This window comes from Aureimonas sp. Leaf324, from assembly GCF_001423245.1.
GTDB lineage: Bacteria > Pseudomonadota > Alphaproteobacteria > Rhizobiales > Rhizobiaceae > Aureimonas.
Genome location: NZ_LMOH01000028.1, coordinates 150,431 through 167,884, shown reverse-complemented (window position 1 = coordinate 167,884; position 17,454 = coordinate 150,431). Strand labels below are relative to the sequence as shown.

Below are 17,454 nucleotides of genomic sequence, written 5' to 3'. Positions count from 1 at the left end.
GGTCCGCACGCTTGGCGCGGGTGGGCTTTTCCAGGGTCGGACGCGTGCGATCGCCGCGGCTGTCGCAGGGCCGTCATCCTGGGATCACTCCTACGTCATCCCCTGCCCCTAGGAAAGATCGATCGGATCCATCGCCGGCGACCGGCCGGGCATCGGGAGGACTGTCGTGATCGCAGGCACGCGGCGCGAAAGGGCGATACCCTGTGCGATGACCTTCTGTCTCGAAGGCCTTCATCGCCGGCCGCACGCCGCCGGCCGCGCCGACCCGTCACCGGAGGTGCTGCTCCTGGCCGCGCTTCTCACGGTGAGCGGCCTCTTCTTCGCCGCCCCCAGCCTCGACCTTACGGCCTCGCGCGTCTTCGCCTCGACGGGGGGCGGGTTCCCGCTGTCGGACTCGCCGGTTCTTCTCGCCTTGCGCGACCTGAACCGGGCGCTGCCGGCCTGGATCGCTCTCACGGTCGGGCTGGTCCTCCTCGCGCGCGGCTTCGCCAGCCCCGGGCGAACCGCAGGCCTGCCCCGGCCGTCCGCCGTTCTCGTCGTTCTGGGGACCTATGCCCTGGCGCCGCTCGGCGTCGTTCATCTCTTGAAGAACACGTTCGGTCGCGCCCGCCCGCACGACGTCGTCGCCTTCGGCGGCGACCATGTGTTCACGGCCGTCTGGCAGGTCTCTGAAGCCTGCGCGCGCAACTGTTCCTTCGCCTCGGGCGAGGCCGCGTCGGCCGCCGTTCTGCCGGTCCTGGTGCTGCTTCTGCCCCGCCGGTGGCGGCCGGCGGCGCTGGTCGTCCTCGTGCCCTTCGCGATCGCCGCCTCGGTGAACCGGATGGCCTTCGGCAGCCATTTCCTCTCCGACGTGCTCGTCTCGCGGCTCTTCGTCGCGATCGCCGCGGCGGGGATGCAGCGTCTCGTGGCTCGCCGGGCGGCCGAGCTCGACGCCCGCGCCGATATCCAGCTGAGGGCGCTGGCCGGACGCCTCGGAGCGCTCGGCGCCGCGGCGCGCTCTTCCTTCATTCCCGGTGCTTTGTTAAGAGCGCCCGACGGACGTCTCGGGGCCTGGCATCCCGCGCGACGTCGTCGGCGTCCGCATCTGGGGGCGCGATCGTCCACTATCCGGGAACATTCCGAAGCATGGCTCTTCCGCGCGACGTCAAGAAGGTCGTTCTCGCCTATTCCGGCGGCCTCGACACCTCGATCATCCTGAAGTGGCTCCAGACGGAGCTCGGCGCGGAGGTCGTGACCTTCACGGCCGACCTCGGCCAGGGCGAGGAACTCGAGCCGGCGCGCCGCAAGGCCGAGATGCTCGGCATCAAGGAAATCTTCATCGAGGACGTGCGCGAGGAGTTCGTGCGCGACTTCGTGTTCCCGATGTTCCGCGCCAACGCGGTCTACGAGGGCGTCTATCTCCTCGGCACCTCGATCGCCCGGCCGCTGATCTCCAAGCACCTGATCGACATCGCGAAGAAGACCGGCGCCGACGCCATCGCCCACGGCGCGACCGGCAAGGGCAACGATCAGGTCCGTTTCGAGCTGTCGGCCTATGCGCTGAACCCCGACATCAAGATCATCGCCCCCTGGCGCGACTGGGCGTTCAAGAGCCGCACCGATCTTCTCGACTTCGCCGAGAAGAACCAGATCCCGGTCGCCAAGGACAAGAAGGGCGAGGCGCCCTTCTCCGTCGACGCCAATCTCCTGCACTCCTCCTCCGAGGGCAAGGTGCTCGAGGACCCGAGCATCGAGGCGCCGGAATACGTGCACATGCGCACGATCTCGCCCGAGGCCGCGCCCGACAAGGCGACCGTCATCACCGTCGGCTTCGAGCGCGGCGATGCCGTGTCGATCAACGGCGAGCGGCTGTCGCCGGCCACGCTTCTCGCCAAACTCAACGACTACGGCCGCGACAACGGCATCGGCCGCCTCGACCTCGTCGAGAACCGGTTCGTCGGCATGAAGTCGCGCGGCGTCTACGAGACGCCGGGCGGCACGATCCTGCTGGCCGCGCACCGCGCGATCGAGAGCATCACGCTCGACCGGGGCGCGGCGCACCTGAAGGACGAGCTGATGCCGCGCTACGCGGAGCTCATCTACTACGGCTTCTGGTTCTCCCCGGAGCGCGAGATGCTGCAGGCCCTCATCGACCGGAGCCAGGAACACGTCGAGGGCGAGGTGACGCTGAAGCTCTACAAGGGCAACGTCATAGTCACCGGCCGCACCAGCCCGAAGTCGCTCTATTCCGACAAGCTCGTCACCTTCGAGGACGACCAGGGCGCCTACGACCAGAAGGACGCCGCCGGCTTCATCAAGCTGAACGCGCTGCGCCTGCGCACGCTCGCCAAGCGCAACGGCCTCTGAGCCGCGCCGGGCAGAGATGACGAGGGCCGGCGGAGCGATCCGCCGGCCCTTTTTCGTTGCGGCCGGTTCCGGCTGCCGCCCCTTTCCATCGGCCCGCCGCACCCCCACCTTGGGGAAAATCATATGGAAGGCGAACGATGATCCCCTATTCCGTTCTCGACCTGTCGCCCATTCCCGAAGGCGGCACGGCAGCCGATGCCCTGGCGAACTCGCTGGATCTCGCGCGCCACGCCGAACGGCTCGGGTACAACCGCTACTGGCTGGCCGAGCACCACAACATGACGGGCATCGCGAGCGCCGCGACGGCGGTGGTGATCGGGCATGTCGCGGCCGGCACGAAGACCATCCGCGTCGGGTCGGGCGGCATCATGCTGCCGAACCATGCGCCGCTGGTGATCGCCGAGCAGTTCGGCACGCTGGCGACGCTCTATCCCGGCCGGATCGACCTCGGGCTCGGCCGCGCGCCCGGCACCGACATGATGACGGCGCGCGCGCTGCGCCGGAACCTTGAGAGCGCCGACAACTTCCCGCAGGACGTCCTGGAACTGATGGCCTATTTCGCCGATGCCGAGCCGAACCAGCGGCTGCGCGCGGTGCCGGGCGCGGGAACCCATGTGCCGGTCTGGATCCTCGGCTCCAGCCTCTACGGCGCGCAGCTCGCCGCCCATCTCGGCCTGCCTTATGCCTTCGCCTCGCATTTCGCGCCGCAGGCGCTCGACGATGCGGCGGAGGTCTATCGCCAGACCTTCCGCCCGTCCGAGGAACTCGACAAGCCGCACTTCATGCTGGCGATCAATGTCTTCGCGGCCGACACCGACGCGGAAGGGCGACGTCTCCAGTCCTCGATGCAGCAGGCCTTCGCGCGGCTGCGCTCGGGCCAGCCGGGGCCGCTGCCGCGGCCGGTGGACGATATCGACGAGGTCTTGGAGCCCGGCGCCCGGGCGATGGTCGACGAGGCGCTGCGGGTGTCGGTCGTCGGCGGGCCGGATCGCGTACGCGTCGGGCTGGAGCGGCTGGTCGACCGCTACCGGCCGGACGAGGTGATCCTCACCGGCCAGATCCACGACCACGCGTCGCGGGTGCGCTCCTTCACGCTGGCGGCCGAGGCGATGCAGGCGATCGGCAGCCGGCCGCTGGCCGCGGCCGCCGAATAGGCGGTCAGGCGAGGGCGTCGGGCTTCGGCGCCGTCGTGCAGAGGAGGTTGACCGGCTCTTCCAGCTGGGGGTCGTTGCTGAGATTGGCGCGGATCGCCCGCAGCACCTCGCCGGCCACCTGGATCTGGTCCGCCGACAGACCCTGCGTCGCAGAGGCATAGATCTGGTCGAACAGCGGGTCGAGTTCGCGCATGATGCGGAACGCCTCGTCGGTCGGCTCGATCAGCTTGGCCCGGCGATCGTTCGGGTCCATGGCGCGGCGGATCAGCTGGCGCGCCTCGAGGCGGTCGAGATAGGCCGAGAGCGTCATCGGCTCGACGCCCATACGCTCGGCGAGGATCGCCTGGCGCGAGCCGCGGAAGCGGATCACGTGGCCGAGGGCGCGGATTTCACCGGGCGTGAGACCGAGGCCGTTTTCCGCGATGGTCTTTTCGAAATATTGTCGAAAGAGTCGCGACGTGTCGCCGAGAAGAAACCCGAACGCATTTCCCATCGTCAAGTCTGGCACTGACCGCCGCCTTCTTCATAACCCAACGTCCGGCCTTGCTTCGGACGGGACGGGAAGTCCTTGATCTCGCGAAACCGTGTCCTTCATTCGATGGCCACGGGCAAGGGATGATTCTTTAAAAATGGTTCCAAGAATGACAGAATCACAGATCGAAGCGTTCGATTCCCGCTTTGCGTTCCCGGGCGAGCACAAACTCCCGGACTTCGCCGCCCTGTCCCCCGACGATTTCTCCACATCCTTCGATCGCGCGATGGAATCGCATGCGAGAGAAATCGATGCAATCGCCGAGAACCCGGCGGCCCCCGATTTCGAGAACACGATCCTCGCCCTCGAGCGCGCGGGACGCCCGCTGTCGCGCGTGGCGGCACTGTTCTTCACGCTGGCCGGCGCCAACACCAACGAGGGCATCCAGCGCGTCGAGCGTGAGGTCTCGCCGAAGCTCTCCCGCCACGGCTCGCGCATTTCCCTGAACGCCAAGCTCTTCGAGCGCATCGATGCCCTCTTCGCACGCCGCCATAAGGGTGGTCTCGACGCGGAAGCCCTGCGCCTTCTGGAGCGCACCCATGCCGGCTTCGTGCGATCGGGCGCGAGGCTCGAAGGCGAGGATCGCCAGCGGTTCGCCGACATCAACGCCCGACTCGCCGAACTCGGCACGCGCTTCTCGCAGAACGTGCTGGCGGACGAGAGCGTCTATGCCCGGCCCGTCGCCGCAAGCGACCTCGCCGGCCTGCCGCCGTTCCTGGTCTCCGCCATGGCGGACGCGGCCGAGGAGCGCGGGGTGGACGGTCACGTCGTCACGCTGTCGCGCTCGATCGTCGTGCCGTTCCTGAGCTACTGCCCGGACCGCACGCTGCGCGACGAGGTGTTCTCGGCCTGGACGCGGCGTGGCGAGCGCGAGGGCGCGACCGACAACCGGCCGGTTTTGGCCGAGATCCTCGCGCTGCGGGCCGAGAAGGCGAAGCTCCTGGGGTTCGCGTCGTTTGCGGACTACAAGCTCGACGACACGATGGCCAAGACCCCCGACGCCGTGGAAGCGCTGCTGCGGCGTGTGTGGGACAAGGCGCGCGAACGCGCGACGGGCGATGCGCAGACGCTGGCGGCGCTTGCCGCCAGCGAGGGCGACAACGCGCCGCTCGCCGCCTCCGACTGGCGCTACTATGCCGAGAAGCGGCGGCAGGCCGAGTTCGCGATCGACGAAGGCGCGCTGAAGAGCTTCTTCCAGCTCGACCGGATGATCGATGCCGCCTTCGACGTCGCGGGACGCCTCTTCGGCCTCACCTTCGAGCCGCTGCCGGACGTTCGCGCCTGGCACCCGGACGCGCGCGTCTGGCTGGTGCGCGACCGGGACGGCGCGGAGCGCGGCCTCTTCATCGGCGACTATTTCGCCCGCACCTCCAAGCGCTCGGGCGCCTGGATGAGCGCGCTTCGTTCGCAGCACAGGATCGACGGCGGCCAGACGCCCGTGATCTATAACGTCTGCAACTTCGCCAAGCCCGCCCGGGGCCAGCCGGCGCTCCTGTCGGTGGACGACGCGCGCACGCTGTTCCACGAGTTCGGCCACGCGCTGCACGGGCTCCTGTCGGACGTCACCTACCCCTCGCTCGCCGGGACGGCGGTCGCGCGCGATTTCGTGGAGCTGCCCTCGCAGCTCTTCGAGCACTGGCTGACCGTGCCCGCGATGCTCGAGCGCCACGCGCTGCATGCCGAGACCGGCCAGCCGCTGCCGGCGGACGAGGTGAAGAAGCTCGAGGCCGCGCGCACCTTCGACGCCGGCTTCGACACGGTGGAGTTCACGGCTTCCGCGCTCGTCGACCTCCTGTTCCACAGGCAAGCCGAGGCGCCCGTCGACCCGATGGCGCGCGAGGCGGAGATCCTCGACGCGCTCGGCATGCCGCCGCAGATCGTCATGCGGCACCGCTCGCCGCACTTCGCCCACATCTTCTCGGGCGACGGCTATTCGGCGGGCTACTACTCCTACATGTGGTCGGAGGTTCTCGACGCCGACGCGTTCGAGGCCTTCGGCGAGGCTGGCGATCCGTTCCACGGGGAAACCGCGCGTCGCCTGCGGGAAAATGTATACGCCGCCGGCAATTCCGACGATCCCGTCGCGCTCTACGAGCGTTTCCGGGGCCGCGGGCCGGATCCGGACGCCCTGATGCGCAAGCGCGGTTTCGCCGTCTGACAAGGGGCACCTTTCGCAATCGCGAAAAATTCGTTATGGACGGCCCAATGACCGCGACGTCCTTGGGCCGTTTCTTTCGAGACGCGCCTCCAAACGCGTTTCAACCCCTTTCGGTGACCTGACACATGAAGCTCCGCAACATCGCGATCATCGCGCACGTTGACCATGGCAAGACGACTCTCGTCGACAAGCTCCTCGCCCAGTCGGGTTCGTTCCGCGAGAACCAGCGGACCGAAGAGCGTGCGATGGACTCCAACGACCTCGAAAAGGAGCGTGGCATCACGATCCTCGCCAAGGCCACCTCGGTGGAGTGGAAGGACACGCGGATCAACATCGTCGACACCCCGGGCCACGCCGACTTCGGCGGCGAGGTGGAGCGCATCCTGAACATGGTGGACGGCGCGGTGATCCTCGTCGACGCGTCGGAAGGCCCGATGCCGCAGACCAAGTTCGTGCTCGGCAAGGCGCTCAAAGTTGGTCTGAAGCCGATCGTCGCGATCAACAAGATCGACCGCCCGGACGAGCGCCACGAGGAAGTGTTGAACGAGATCTTCGATCTCTTCGTCAACCTCGACGCCACCGACGAGCAGCTCGACTTCCCGGTCCTCTACGGCTCGGGCCGCGGCGGCTGGATGGCGGAAGCCCCGGACGGTCCGCAGGACAAGGGTCTCGAGCCCCTCTTCGACCTCATCGTGAAGCACGTTCCCGAGCCCGATACCGCAGGCAAGGACGAGCCGTTCAAGATGATCGGCACGATCCTCGAGGCCAACCCGTTCCTCGGCCGCCTGATCACGGGCCGCATCCAGTCCGGCTCGATCAAGCCGAACCAGACCATCAAGGTGCTGAACGGCCAGAGCCAGCAGCTGGAAACCGGCCGCATTTCGAAGATCCTCGCCTTCCGCGGTCTCGAGCGCACGCCGATCGAGTACGCCGAGGCGGGCGACATCGTCGCGATCGCGGGCCTGCAGAAGGGCACCGTCGCCGACACGTTCTGCGACCCGTCGGTGACGGAAGCGCTGAAGGCGCAGCCGATCGATCCGCCGACCGTGACCATGAGCTTCATCGTCAACGATAGCCCGCTCGCGGGCACCGAGGGCGACAAGGTGACGAGCCGCGTGATCCGCGACCGCCTCCTGAAGGAAGCCGAGGGCAACGTCGCGCTGAAGATCGAGGAATCGGAGGACAAGGACTCCTTCTTCGTGTCGGGCCGCGGCGAACTGCAGCTCGCCGTCCTGATCGAGACCATGCGCCGCGAAGGCTTCGAGATCGGCGTTTCGCGTCCGCGCGTCGTGATGCAGAAGAACGAGGAGACCGGCGAGACGCTGGAGCCGATCGAAGAGGTCGTGATCGACGTCGACGAGGAGCATTCGGGCGTCGTCGTTCAGAAGATGAGCGAGCGCAAGGGCGAGATGAAGGAGCTGCGCCCGTCGGGTGGCGGTCGCCAGCGTCTCGTGTTCCACGCCCCGACGCGCGGCCTGATCGGCTATCAGTCGGAGCTTCTGACCGACACGCGCGGCACGGCGATCATGAACCGCCTGTTCCACGCCTACGCCCCCTACAAGGGCGCGCTGGCGGGCCGCACCAACGGCGTTCTCATCGCCAACGCATCGGGTGAAGCCGTGGCCTACGCCATGTTCAACCTCGAGGACCGCGGTCCGATGATCATCGATCCGGGCGTCAAGGTCTACGAGGGCATGATCATCGGCATCCACAGCCGTGACAACGACCTCGAGGTGAACGTCCTCAAGGGCAAGCAGCTCACCAACATCCGCGCCGCCGGCAAGGACGAGGCGGTGAAGCTGACGACTCCGATCCGCATGACGCTCGACCGCGCCCTGTCCTGGATCCAGGACGACGAGCTGGTCGAGGTGACGCCGAAGAACATCCGCCTGCGCAAGCTCTATCTCGACCCGAACGAGCGCAAGCGCTTCGAGAAGAGCCGCAAGGTCGCCTGACCGGCGGACGTATCGGACGGACGATTTCGAAGGGGACGCGGGCAACCGCGTCCCCTTCGTCGTGATAGCTGTTCACGACTTCATCATCTTGATGATTCCTTCATCATTCCGAGGAACGGCGACTGCTGCCTCCCGTTCTTGCGACAAGGAGGAAGCGCCATGTCGTACCTGTCGCCCGAAGGCCGCGAGATCACCGCCAGCAACGACCGCCAACCCACGGACATGAACCGTGACGCCTGGACCTCCATGCTCAACATGCACGGGTCCGATCCGTCCCTGCAGCCGACGCAGGGCATGCCCTGGCTGTTTCGCCAGCCGCCGCGCCTGCGCCATCCGCACGCCAGGCTCTGACTTCACAGCCTCCGGGCGGTTCGAAGGAGAGCGGATGATCGCCGACGGCGCCCACACGCCGCCGGCTTGTTGGAAAGGGCGGAGCCGCTACCGGCGCCGCCCTTTGTCGTATCAGCCGGCGCCCCAGAGCTTCGGGATCTGCTGGCCGAGCGTCAGGATCGACAGGAAGCCGAACAGAAGGAAGCCCCAGGCGAGCGCCGCGATGCGACCGACGCCCGGCCGAAGCTCGGGCACCAGAAGCCTCCGATTGAGGAGGATCAGGAGGCCCGAGTAGATGAACATCATCAGGCCACCCGTGCAGGCCGAGATGACGAGCAGCACCAGCGGCTGCGTCAGGCCGAAGAGCAGGACCGCGATGCCGATCGCGACGAGGCCCCACACGATCCGGAAGTAGAGACGGCTCTCGTTCGCGTCTCTCATGTAGGAGGTGCGCAGCACGTCGGCGGACAGGCGCGCCGTGTAGTCGACGATGCCGGTCGCTGCCCCGAAGAGCGAGAAGGCGCCGATGAACCAGAACAGCGCGCCGAACCAGCCGCCGACCTTGTCGGCCAGCACCAGCCCCTCGCTCTGCACGAAGGCCACGGAATTCGGAAGCCCCTCCTGCCCGTAGACGGTGGCGTAGGCGAGAAGCGAGGTGAAGGTGATCGTGATGAAGGTGATCAGCACGAAGGTGACGAGCTGCTCGACATTGGCAAAGCGCCACCAGCGGCGCCACCGCGCCATATTCTCAGCTGTCGGCTCGAAGACGAAGCCGGTGGAGGGCGCGGCCTCCGGCTGGCCGGTGACCGGGCTCATGATGCGCGGTACGTATTTGCCCATGCCGAACCCCTTGTCGCGGATCCAGTTGGACTGGCAGAGGTTCTGACCACCGCCCGCGCCTGCGAAGGCCAGCGCGCCGAGAAGGAGCGCGAAGCCGAGTTCGGTCGGGATCGTCGCGGTGGTGACGATCTGCGGCAGCGCCGCCCAGTCGTCGGCGGTGATGACGAAGAAGGCCGCGATCAGGATCAGGATGCCGACGGCGGCCACCTTCACCATCTGCAGCCGCTCCAGCATGACGTAGACGACCGGGGCGAGCGTCAGGATCAGGCCGATGACGAGGAGCATGCCGATCGCGATCCAGCGCGGCTCGCCGCCGACGATGTAGGACAGCATGGTGGCCGAGCTCGTCGCCCAGCCGGGCCAGAGGTTGGCGAAGCAGGTCATCAGCGCGAACACGAGACCCCAGTGCCGCCAGAAGCGGCTGAAGCCGGTGAGCACCGTCTCGCCGGTCGCCAGCGTGTAGCGCTCGATCTCCATGTTCAGGAAGAACTGCGTCATGACGCCGACGAGCGCGGCCCAGACGAAGGCCATGCCGACCTGGCTGGCGATGTAGGGGTAGAGGATGAACTCGCCCGACGACAGGCCGACGCCGGCGGCCACGATGCCCGGCCCGATGAGCTTGGCGGTGTTGGTGGGTGCGGGCGGCAGTTCGCGCACCTCCGGCCGGCCCAGCACATGGGTCGGGAAGAGGTCGGCGGCGGAGCCGCGCCCTCCCCTTGTGGAATCTGTCATTGTCCCTCCTGCTTACGTATTCTCGCCGCGTGTGCGGCAGACGGTCCCCACCGTCAACACGAGGGAGATAGGGCGCAGCGGACCGAAGGCCGGTCTCTCGCGATCTTGATGCCGGCGGCCTATGCCTTAGGTCAGCCGGGCACAACGGGGCGGAGGTCATCCATGAGAGCGGTGGGATACGCGGCGTCGCCTCCCGACAGGTCGGCGGAGCATCTCGTCGATCTCGACTTGCCCCGCCCCCAGCCGGCCGGGCGCGACCTTCTCGTGCGGGTCGAGGCGGTCTCGATCAATCCGGTGGATACCAAGCAGCGCGGCCCGGTGGCGGATGCCTCGCGCCTGCCGCGCATTCTCGGCTTCGACGCGGCCGGCACCGTCGAGGCGGTGGGCGAGGACGCCACCCTGTTCCGGCCGGGCGACGCGGTGTTCTATGCCGGCGCGGTGGACCGGCCGGGCTCGAACCAGGAATACCAGTTGGTCGACGAGCGGCTGGTGGCGCGCAAGCCGACGAGCCTCGACTTCGCGGATGCCGCAGCGCTGCCGCTGACGGCGATCACGGCCTGGGAGACGCTGTTCGACCGCTTCCGCATCCAGCCTGATCTTAGCGAAAAGGGCACGCTGCTTGTCATCGGCGCGGCCGGCGGCGTCGGGTCGATCGCCACGCAGATCGCCCGCGAGCTGACCGGCCTGACGGTGGTGGGCACCGCCTCGCGCGAGGAAACCCGCGCGTTCGCGCTCGACCACGGTTGCCACCACGTCGTCGATCATGCGCAGCCGATGGCGCCGCAGATCGAGGCGCTCGGCCTCGGGCCGGTCGACTACGTCTTCGGCGTCACCCAGACGCCGCGCCACATGGCCGACATCGGCGCGATGATCCGGCCGTTCGGCCATCTCTGCGTCATCGACAGCGCCGACCTCGACCTCGCACCCATCCGCACAAAATCCGTCTCGCTGCATTTCGAGTACATGTTCACGCGCCCCGTGTTCCAGACCGCCGACATGATCGAACAGCATCGTTTGCTCGCCGAGGTCTCGCGCCTCGTCGATGCCGGACGCATCCGCACGACGCGCACGCGCACCCTCTCCCCGATCACGGCGGAGACGGTGCGCGAGGCGCATCGCCTCGTCGAGACCGGGCGCACGCTCGGCAAGACCGTCATCGCCGGCTGGCCGGCCACGCCTGAAGGAGCCTCATGATGGGACTGTTGTCCGGACTGCTCGGCCTCGCGAGCGACCTCGACGTCGGCGCGCTCGCGCGCGAACTCGACCCCGTGCTCCTGCCGGACGAGACGATCGAGGTCGCCTTCCAGATCCTGCGCGACCAGATGGTCTTCACCGACCGCCGCATCATCCTCGTCGACAAGCAGGGCATGACCGGGCGCAAGCGCGCCTATCACTCCATCCCGTATCGCGCGATCACGATGTTCTCGATCGAGACGGCCGGCTCCTTCGACGCCGATGCCGAACTGCGCATCTGGGTCTCCGGCCAGCCGCAGCCCTTCCTGCAGAACCTGTCGCGCGGCACCAACCTGGCCGGCATCCAGAAGGCGCTGGCGCTCGGCGTCTTGGGGCGGGGATGATCCCGCCTGTGCATGGCGCCCTCGAAATCGCGGGCGGGCATTGAGGGCGTGCGCCCCGCCGGGTTACGACCCGCCGCATGGCATGGCTTCGACACATCCGGTCCACATTTTCGTCGCGTTCGATGGATCGTCCCGCAGCGTTCATAGTTAACGCGATATGAAGACGATCGCCGCAGATGTCCGACTTGCCGAGGCCGCCGATGCCGGCGCGCTGTCGATCGTCCACGCCGCCTCCTGGACGGCGGCCTATCGGGGGCTGATCCCGCACAAGGCCCTGTCCGCCATGGTGGAGCGCCGGGGACCGGACTGGTGGTCGCGGGCGATCGCCAACCGTGCGACGATCCTCGTGATGGAGTACGGCGGCGAGATCGTCGGCTACGCCACGGTCGGGCGCAACCGCACCCGAGGGCTGAGCGTCGACGGCGAGGTCTACGAGATCTACCTCAAGCCGGAATTCCAGGGCGTCGGCTTCGGTCGCCGCCTGTTCGACGCCTGCCGCACGCTCTTGCGCGCCCGCGGACTCAAGGGCGTCGCGGTCTGGTCGCTCGCCGACAACGAGAACGCGGTGCGCTTCTACGAGGCGTCCGGCGGCGTCGACGTGGCGACGGGATCGGAGACGTTCGAGGGCGTCGCCCTCCACAAGGTCGCCTACTGTTTCATGTGAAGTACTGCGAACGCCCGAACGTGGCGTTCACCCTTCCGTCCGAGCTCGATTGCCTCTCGCGCGACGATTGGCTAGGAACCGCCGAGTTCAACTCGGAGATCCCCATGCGCATCGACGCCATCGCTCGCGGCAAGAACCCGCCCGAGGACATCAACGTCATCATCGAGGTGCCGGTCGGGGGCCATCCGATCAAGTACGAGATGGACAAGGACTCGGGCGCGCTCTTCGTCGACCGCTTCCTCTACACGCCGATGACCTATCCCGGGAACTACGGCTTCGTGCCGCACACGCTCTCGGACGATGGCGACCCGATCGACGTCTTGGTCTGCTCGACCCGCCCGCTCTTCCCCGGCTGCGTCATCAACTGCCGCCCGATCGGCGTCCTCAAGATGGAGGACAACAAGGGCCTCGACGAGAAGGTGATCGCGGTCCCCTCGCCCGAGCTGACGCAGCGCTACACCAAGGTCTTCGAGCACACCGACCTGCCCGAGATCACTCTGAAGCAGATCGAGCACTTCTTCGAGCACTACAAGGATCTGGAGCCCGGCAAGTGGGTGAAGATCGGCGGCTGGGCCGGCTCGGCCGAAGCCAAGCAGATGATCCGCGAGGCGGTCGAGCGCTACGACAACGCCAAGGAGTCGGAGAAGAACCCGACGCCGGTCGGCCAGGAAAACGCCTGAGCCATCGCGCTCCGACGGGATGAGAAAGGGGGCCCTGCGGCCCCCTTTTTCGTTTGCGCCTTCAGCGGATGCTGGCCGCGAGTTCCTTCGTCGGCCAGCAGGTCGCGGGCTGGCCCGCCTTTTCCTGGACCGCGCCAATCGAGCGACGCGTCTTGAAGCCGGCCAGCCCGTCCGGCCGGCCGACGTCGTAGCCGCGCGCGACGAGCCGTTCCTGCAGCCGGGCGACGTCGCCGCGCGTCAGCCCGGAGACCTTGCGCCAGTCGCCCGAAAACGGGCCCGCGCCGCCCATCCGGTCGGCGAGATGGCCGATGAACAGGGCGTAGAGGTCGGAGTTGTTGTATTCCTTGATGACGTAGAAGTTCGGCGTCGCGATGAAGGACGGGCCGAAACGGCCGGCGGGCATCAGGAGATGGCCGGTGGCTCGCATCTCGCCAGCCGGAAAGGCGCGGCCGGAAGCGCGGGTCACGCCCGCCTTGGCGAAGTCGGCGATCGGGCGTCCCTGGTCGGGCCCTTCCAGCGTGCAGGAAACGGACGCGGGGACGCTGGCCTCGAAGCCCCAGCCGCGGCCCGGCTGCCAGCCGGACTGGCGGAGATAGTTCGCGATCGAGGCCAGCGTGTCCGGCACCGAGTTCCAGATGTCGCGGCGGCCGTCTCCGTCGAAGTCGACCGCAAGCTGCCGGAACTTCGTCGGCATGAACTGAGGCTGCCCAAGCGCGCCGGCCCAGGACGACTTCATCTGCTGCGGCGTGAGGTCCCCGTCCTCGACGATCCGGAGCGCCGCGATCAGTTCGGCGCGGAACATCTCCTTGCGACGCGCGAGATAGGCCTTGGTGCCCAGCACCTCAAAGGCGTCGTAGGGGATCTTGGCCGCCCCGTAGCCCGACTCGCGTCCCCAAACGGCGACGAGGATCGACCCCGGCACGCCGTAGCGCTCCTCGATCCGCTTGATGGGGCCGGCATACTGCTGGAGCATCGCGCGGCCCTTGGCGGCGGTCGCAGCCATCTTGGCTTCGTCGAAATAGCTCGTCGGGCTCTGGAACTCGGCCTGCCGGTTCACCTCCTCGACCTTGGTCTTGTCGCCGGGAAGCTGGAGGTCGGGGAGCTTGGTGTTGGCCTTCACGCCATCGAAGGCGGCGTCGAACGTGGCGCGCGAGACGCCGGCGGCGCGCGCTTCCGGCCAAATGTCGTTCTGCAGGAATGCGCGGAAGCCCGCCTGCACGTCCTGCGCCTGCGCCATTCCGCTGGCCGAAAGGAGCGCGGCCAGCGCCCAGGCGATCGTCTTCATGGCTGGTGTCCCCGGCATATCTCGTCCTGCCGGAAGGCTATAGGAGCGACCTTGTGCCGATCTCGTGGCGGGGACGGTCAGATCTTCGTGCGCGAGCGCATGGCGGCCGACAAGGTGCCCTCGTCGAGATAGTCGAGTTCGCCCCCGACCGGCACGCCGTGGGCGAGACGGGTCACCGACACATCGAAGTCGGCGAGCTGGTCGATGATGTAATGGGCCGTCGTCTGTCCCTCGACCGTCGCGTTCACCGCGATCACGAGTTCGCGGATCGTGCCCTCCGCCACGCGCTCGACGAGGCGGCGGATGGTGAGATCGTCGGGACCGACGCCCTCCAGCGGCGACAGGACGCCGCCGAGGACGTGATAGGCGGCGTTCAGCGCCTTCGCCCGCTCCAGCGCCCAGAGGTCGGACACGTCCTCGACCACGATCACCGTGGTCTGGTCGCGGGCCGGATCGCAGCAGATCGTGCAGGGGTCGCGGGTGTCGATGTTGCCGCAGTTCGAGCAGATGCGCACCTTCTCGGCGGCCTCCGCCATCGCGTCGCCGAGAGGTCGCAGGATCTGCTCGCGCCGCTTCACGAGATGCAGCGCCGCGCGCCGGGCCGAGCGGGGCCCGAGCCCCGGCAGCTTCGACAGGAGCTGGATCAGCCGCTCGATCTCGGGGCCGGCGATGGTCTTGGACATGGGAGGGCGGCCTCGGGTCAAGCGGAACCGGGCGCGGGACGCCCGGCCGTTCGGAACGGCAGGAAGGTCTAGAACGGCAGCTTCATGCCGGGAGGCAGCGGCAGGCCGGCGGTGAGCGCCTGCGTCTTGTCCTGGATCACGGCGTCGAGCTTGCGCTTGGCATCGGCATGGGCGGCGACGAGGAGGTCTTCCAGAATGTCCTTCTCGTCGGCCTTCAGGAGCGAGGGATCGAGCTCGACGGCGACAAGCTCGCCCGTGCCCTTCAGCGTCACGGACACGACGCCGCCGCCGGCCTGGCCGCTCGCCGTCGTCTCGGCGATCTCGGCCTGCAGCCCCTGCATCTTTTCCTGCATGGCCTTGGCCTGCTTCATCATGCCCATGAGATCCTTCATGCGCGCGGTCCTTCAGCTGTTGCGATCAATCGTCGTCGAGTTCGGCGTCGGCATCGAAGGCGACGCCCTCCCCCATGTCGTCATCCTCGCCGCCAAAGCCAAGGTCGGACGGGTCGATGTCGATGCGCTCCGGCAGTCCGTCGTCCTCGGCGAGCGGCGGGCCGTCGTCGTCCGCCGCCTCGGGCTCGGGTTCGCCGCGCAGGCGCACCTCGCGGACCTTGGCGCCCGGCAGCGCGGCGAGGATCGCGGCCACCTCGGGATCGGCCTCGGCCTCGGCGATGAGCTGCGCCCGGCGCGCGGCATCGACCTCCTCCAGCGTCTGACCGCCGCCCTTGCCGGCGACCGTCACCACCCAGCGAAGCCCGGTCCACTCGAAGAGCTTCTTGGTGAGTTCGCCCGACAGCGTGACCGGCGCGCCGCCGGCCAGCTCGATCTCGATGCGGCCCGGCTCCATGCGCACGAGGCGGAGGTAGCGGCGGATCCAGGCCTTCATGCGCGAATCGCGGCGCTCGCCCGCGAGCTTTTCGAGATCGCGCAAGGAGGCGGGCATTGCGTCCGCCTCGATCGCAGGCGTGGGCGCGACGGTCGCGGCCATCGGCTGCGGGGCGGATGCCACCATGCGGGCGGCGAGAGACGGCCCGGAGGAGCGCATCTGCGGAACGCCGGCGGCCGGAACGGCGGACGCCATGACCGGCGGCGGCGAAGGGGCCGCGCTGGACGGCGCATCGCCGCGCGAGGACATCGCCGATCCGTTCGGCGGCGGCGCCTGAGGAAGCCCGCCCGCCTCGGCCAGGAGACGCGCGAGGTCTTCCGGCGAGGGCATCGTCGCGGCATAGGCGATGCGGATCAGCGCCATCTCGGCGGCCTGCCGGGGGGACGCGGCGGCGCGTGTTTCCTCGATCGCCTTGAGGAGCATCTGCCAGACCTCCGACAGCGTCTTCACCGACAGGCGCTCGGCGAACTCGCGCCCGCGCTCGACCTCGACGGGCGAGAGCGACGCATCGCCCGCCGTCTCCGGCACGAAACGCAGCGAGGTCACGAGGTGGGTGAAGTCGGCCAGATCCGTCAGCACCACCAGCGGATCGGCGCCAAAATCGTACTGCCCGGCGAACTCGCGCAACGCTGCCGCCCCGTCGCCGCGCATCAGAAGCTCGAACAGGGTGACGATGCGCGCCCGGTCGGCGAGCCCCAGCATGTCCCGCACCGTGCCGGCGTCGACATGACCCGCGCCGTGGGCGATCGCCTGGTCGGTTAGCGACAGCGCGTCGCGCACCGAGCCCTCGGAAGCCCGCGCAAGGAGCCGCAGCGCGTCGTCGTCGGCCTCGACACGCTCCGCGCCGAGCACGCGGCGCAGATGCGCGATCATCAATGAGGGATCGACGCGACGCAGGTCGAAGCGCTGGCAGCGCGACAGGACCGTAATCGGGACCTTCCGGATTTCGGTGGTCGCGAACACGAATTTCACGTGCTCGGGCGGTTCCTCCAGCGTCTTCAGCAAGCCGTTGAAGGCCTGCGTCGAGAGCATGTGGACCTCGTCGATGATGTAGACCTTGTAGCGCGCCGAGACCGGGCGGTAGCGCACCTGCGCGATGATCTCGCGGATGTCGTCGATGCCGGTGTGCGAGGCCGCGTCCATCTCGACAACGTCGACATGCCGCCCTTCCATGATCGCCTGATCGTGGATGCCGGGCTCGATCATGTGGATCGTCGGCTGGTGGATCGTGTCGGTCTCGTAGTTCAGGGCCCGCGCCAGGATGCGCGCGGTCGTCGTCTTGCCCACGCCGCGAACGCCCGTCAGCATCCAGGCCTGCGCGATACGGCCGGCCTCGAAGGCGTTGGTGAGCGTGCGCACCATCGGCTCCTGGCCGATCAGGTCGTCGAAGGAACGGGGACGGTACTTGCGCGCGAGGACCCGGTAGGGCGTCGCGGCGGTCTGGGGATGGGGGTCCTCGGCCATCGGCTCCATTCGAATGCGGGGCGCGGCGATCCGGGCCACCGGGCGCGCCGGCGCGACCCTACGCGGCTTTTCGCTGAATGCAATCGGCGCGGTAGCCTGGAGGGGCGATGTCGCAGCGTGCCGAAGCGGCGCTCGGCACCTCGCAGCCGAACGGTTCATCGCCTATGAC

General features: G+C 68.2%; 16 protein-coding genes. 10 read left to right on the top strand and 6 right to left on the bottom strand.

All coding sequences use genetic code 11. The features are described from left to right. Nucleotides 1–208 precede the first annotated feature (208 nt). From ASF65_RS18820 to ASF65_RS18810, 3 genes are all read left to right on the top strand, one after another. The gene (locus tag ASF65_RS18820) at nt 209–1,198 is read left to right on the top strand and encodes a phosphatase PAP2 family protein (protein WP_055892761.1); all 990 of its coding nucleotides are present in this window, start codon (nt 209–211) and stop codon (nt 1,196–1,198) included. Further along, nucleotides 1,126–2,346 (top strand): argininosuccinate synthase, encoded by a 1,221-nt coding sequence (locus ASF65_RS18815; protein ID WP_055892759.1) that lies wholly within the window; start codon nt 1,126–1,128, stop codon nt 2,344–2,346. The genes ASF65_RS18820 and ASF65_RS18815 overlap by 73 nt, the downstream gene beginning before the upstream one ends. Before the next feature lie 137 nt (nt 2,347–2,483). Further along, nucleotides 2,484–3,500 (top strand): LLM class flavin-dependent oxidoreductase, encoded by a 1,017-nt coding sequence (locus ASF65_RS18810; RefSeq protein ID WP_055892757.1) that lies wholly within the window; start codon nt 2,484–2,486, stop codon nt 3,498–3,500. A gap of 4 nt (nt 3,501–3,504) precedes the next feature. Here the strand turns inward: ASF65_RS18810 and ASF65_RS18805 are convergent, their stop codons facing one another. Next, on the bottom strand, nt 3,505–3,993 hold the full coding sequence (locus ASF65_RS18805; protein ID WP_055892754.1) for a MarR family winged helix-turn-helix transcriptional regulator: 489 nt from the start codon (nt 3,991–3,993) through the stop codon (nt 3,505–3,507). A 148-nt stretch (nt 3,994–4,141) separates the two neighbouring features. Here ASF65_RS18805 and ASF65_RS18800 point away from each other — a divergent pair, with 148 nt between their 5' ends. The 3 genes from ASF65_RS18800 (at nt 4,142) to ASF65_RS18790 (ending at nt 8,496) form a co-directional block, all read left to right on the top strand. Beyond that, on the top strand, nt 4,142–6,190 hold the full coding sequence (locus ASF65_RS18800; protein ID WP_055892750.1) for a M3 family metallopeptidase: 2,049 nt from the start codon (nt 4,142–4,144) through the stop codon (nt 6,188–6,190). Nucleotides 6,191–6,315: 125 nt separating this feature from the next. Beyond that, entirely contained in the window at nt 6,316–8,145 is a 1,830-nt protein-coding gene (typA, locus tag ASF65_RS18795) for a translational GTPase TypA (protein WP_055892747.1), read from the top strand. A gap of 159 nt (nt 8,146–8,304) precedes the next feature. After that, on the top strand, nt 8,305–8,496 hold the full coding sequence (locus tag ASF65_RS18790) for a hypothetical protein (protein ID WP_055892744.1): 192 nt from the start codon (nt 8,305–8,307) through the stop codon (nt 8,494–8,496). A 111-nt stretch (nt 8,497–8,607) separates the two neighbouring features. Here the strand turns inward: ASF65_RS18790 and ASF65_RS18785 are convergent, their stop codons facing one another. Beyond that, a complete protein-coding gene (locus ASF65_RS18785) occupies nt 8,608–10,047 on the bottom strand; it encodes an Nramp family divalent metal transporter (protein ID WP_055892740.1) in 1,440 nt (479 codons plus the stop codon). Between the two features lie 162 nt (nt 10,048–10,209). Here ASF65_RS18785 and ASF65_RS18780 point away from each other — a divergent pair, with 162 nt between their 5' ends. The 4 genes from ASF65_RS18780 (at nt 10,210) to ppa (ending at nt 12,968) form a co-directional block, all read left to right on the top strand. Further along, the gene (locus ASF65_RS18780) at nt 10,210–11,241 is read left to right on the top strand and encodes a zinc-binding alcohol dehydrogenase family protein (RefSeq protein ID WP_055892737.1); all 1,032 of its coding nucleotides are present in this window, start codon (nt 10,210–10,212) and stop codon (nt 11,239–11,241) included. Beyond that, a complete protein-coding gene (locus ASF65_RS18775) occupies nt 11,241–11,624 on the top strand; it encodes a PH domain-containing protein (protein ID WP_055892735.1) in 384 nt (127 codons plus the stop codon). Before ASF65_RS18780 ends, ASF65_RS18775 begins: the two co-directional genes overlap by 1 nt. Nucleotides 11,625–11,781: 157 nt before the next feature. After that, on the top strand, nt 11,782–12,288 hold the full coding sequence (locus ASF65_RS18770) for a GNAT family N-acetyltransferase (RefSeq protein ID WP_055892732.1): 507 nt from the start codon (nt 11,782–11,784) through the stop codon (nt 12,286–12,288). 104 nt (nt 12,289–12,392) lie between these two features. Next, complete coding sequence (gene ppa / locus ASF65_RS18765) at nt 12,393–12,968, top strand: inorganic diphosphatase (protein WP_055893033.1); 576 nt, start codon at nt 12,393–12,395, stop codon at nt 12,966–12,968. 61 nt (nt 12,969–13,029) lie between these two features. Here the strand turns inward: ppa and ASF65_RS18760 are convergent, their stop codons facing one another. From ASF65_RS18760 to ASF65_RS18745, 4 genes are all read right to left on the bottom strand, one after another. Further along, on the bottom strand, nt 13,030–14,253 hold the full coding sequence (locus tag ASF65_RS18760; RefSeq protein ID WP_055892729.1) for a lytic murein transglycosylase: 1,224 nt from the start codon (nt 14,251–14,253) through the stop codon (nt 13,030–13,032). A 77-nt stretch (nt 14,254–14,330) separates the two neighbouring features. Next, a complete protein-coding gene (gene recR / locus ASF65_RS18755; protein WP_055892726.1) occupies nt 14,331–14,936 on the bottom strand; it encodes a recombination mediator RecR in 606 nt (201 codons plus the stop codon). Nucleotides 14,937–15,004: 68 nt separating this feature from the next. After that, a complete protein-coding gene (locus tag ASF65_RS18750; RefSeq protein WP_055892723.1) occupies nt 15,005–15,328 on the bottom strand; it encodes a YbaB/EbfC family nucleoid-associated protein in 324 nt (107 codons plus the stop codon). Between the two features lie 25 nt (nt 15,329–15,353). After that, complete coding sequence (locus ASF65_RS18745) at nt 15,354–17,285, bottom strand: DNA polymerase III subunit gamma/tau (protein WP_055893031.1); 1,932 nt, start codon at nt 17,283–17,285, stop codon at nt 15,354–15,356. Nucleotides 17,286–17,454 lie beyond the last annotated feature (169 nt).